A 2,201-nucleotide genomic window follows, 5' to 3' on the forward strand; every position below is an offset into this window, starting at 1 on the left:
CCGCCGACGGCGAAATAAAAGCGCTGTGGATTGCCTGCACCAACCCCGCGCAGAGCATGCCCGACCAGGCCACCGTACGCCGCGCACTGCAGCGCGCCGAATTTGTGGTAGTGCAAGAAGCCTTTGCCACCGCCGAGACATGCGCATACGCCGACCTGCTGCTGCCCGCCACCACCTGGGGCGAAAAGACGGGCACAGTGACCAACAGTGAACGCCGCATCTCGCGCGTGCGCACTGCAGTGCCCGCACCCGGGCAGGCACGCCATGACTGGGCCATTGCGGTGCAGTTTGCGCACCAGCTGGAGGCACGCCTGCGCCCCGGTGCACCCACGCTCTTCCCCTACGCCACAGACGCTGCCGATGCGGGCGCTGAAGCCATCTGGAAGGAGCACCGCGAAAGTACTCGCGGGCGCGACCTGGACATCACCGGCCTGTCTTGGGAGATGCTCGAATCTGCAGGCCCGCAGCAGTGGCCGCTGCCTGCAGGCAAGGCCACAGGCAAGGCCCGCCTGTACGAAGACAGCGTCTTCCCCACCGCTGATGGCCGCGCGCGTTTTTCCGCGCACGCCTGGCAACCTACGGCCGAACAGCGCGAATCGCGCTACCCTTTCAGCCTGACCACGGGCCGCCTGCGCGACCAATGGCACGGCATGACGCGCACCGGCACCCTGGGCCGCCTGTTCGGCCATGTGGCCGAGCCCAGCGTGCAGTTGCACCCGCAGGACATGGAGCGCCGGGGCCTTCAAGACGGCGACCTGGTCTGCGTGACGAGCAAGCGCGGCACCATCGTCGTGCCCGCGCAAAGCGATGCCACGGTGGGCCTGTCGCAGGCCTTCATGGCCATGCACTGGGGCAGCGAGTTCTTGAGCGGTTGCTCGCCCACAGGCGAGCGCCTGGCGGGCGTGAACGCGCTCACCACCTCGGCGTATTGCCCCACCTCCAAGCAACCCGAACTCAAGCACGCAGCTATCCAGGTGCTCAAGGCCGAACTGCCCTGGACGCTGCTGGCGATGGCCTGGCTGCCCGCCGACAGCGCCCAGGCAACGCGCGAAGCGCTGTCTGCGCTGATGGCGCAGTCCCCCCTTTTCCAGTTCACGAGCTGCGTGCCCTTCAGCAACAACACGCCCCTGCAGGAACCCGGGCGCGAGCGCGTGGGCGTGCTGCTGCGCGCCGCCGCACACAATGCACCGCCCGAGGCCACCGTGGATGGCATTGAAATGCTGATGGGCCTGTCCACGGCCGACACGCTGCGGTATGCCGACAAAAAGCGCGGCCAGCGCCGCGCCGCGCGGCTGGCACGCCATGGCGACACCTCCACGCTTGAAGGTATCGTGCTTGCGGGCGACACCAGCGCCGAAGGCTGGCTCAAGACCCTGCTGCAAGAAGAGCTGCCCGCGCAGACCTATGGCCGCCTGCTGCTGGTGCCAGGCACCAAGGCTCCAGTGGCGGTGCAGTCGCGTGGCAAATCGGTGTGCACCTGCTTGAACGTGACGGACGCCGCCATCACCGCCGAGCTGGCGCACTGCCAGGGCACCGACGACGACCGGCTGGCACAACTTCAGGGCAAGCTGCGCTGCGGCACCAACTGCGGATCGTGCCTGCCCGAAATCAAGCGCATGGTGCGGGCCACGGGGCCACTGGCGTCCAAGCCCATGGCACAGGCCGCCATATAACCAAAAGTTCTCTGGGTTGCAGGAAAATAACCCTCGGACCAACAAACCCCACCAGGACTTGGCAACAGGGCTGCAGCTAGGCGCTTTCGGCGCAGACAGTACGCCTGTACGGCAAGCCGAAACAACGACGCTGAAGCCCTGTTTCACAAGTCCCGCCACCGAGAACCATGGCCATCGCCCAGTACATCAAGGAAATCGGCCGCGGCGCGCGCGGCGCCAAGCCGCTGTCGCGCGAGCAGGCCACGGACCTGTTCGGCCAAGTGCTGGACGGCCATGTCACCGACCTGGAGATCGGAGCCTTTTGCCTGGCCATGCGCATCAAGGGCGAGACGGCTGAGGAGATGTGCGGCTTTCTGGACGCCACCCACCAGCGCGTGGCGCTGCTGCCCGCCACCGACCGACCGCTCATCGTGCTGCCCAGCTACAACGGCGCGCGCCAGTAGCAGCGCCAGCAGCGGGGTCAGCACAGGCAGCTTGCGCGCGCCGTTGTAGCTGGGCAGCACGATGAGCGGTCGGTCGGTGGCGGGC

General features: G+C 67.4%; 1 protein-coding gene and 1 pseudogene. Both read left to right on the plus strand.

Going from position 1 to position 2,201, the window contains the following annotated elements; genetic code table 11:
• Positions 1-1,673: molybdopterin-dependent oxidoreductase (locus DBR12_RS22915; RefSeq protein WP_233244528.1), on the plus strand; the 1,673-nt coding region annotated here is incomplete at its 5' end.
• Between the two features lie 167 nt (positions 1,674-1,840).
• Positions 1,841-2,113 (plus strand): annotated as a pseudogene (locus DBR12_RS22920) (DNA-binding protein YbiB); the annotation flags it as partial.
• Between the last annotated feature and the right edge of the window lie 88 nt (positions 2,114-2,201).

The organism is Acidovorax sp. HMWF029 (genome assembly GCF_003060895.1).
Classification (GTDB): domain Bacteria; phylum Pseudomonadota; class Gammaproteobacteria; order Burkholderiales; family Burkholderiaceae_C; genus Acidovorax.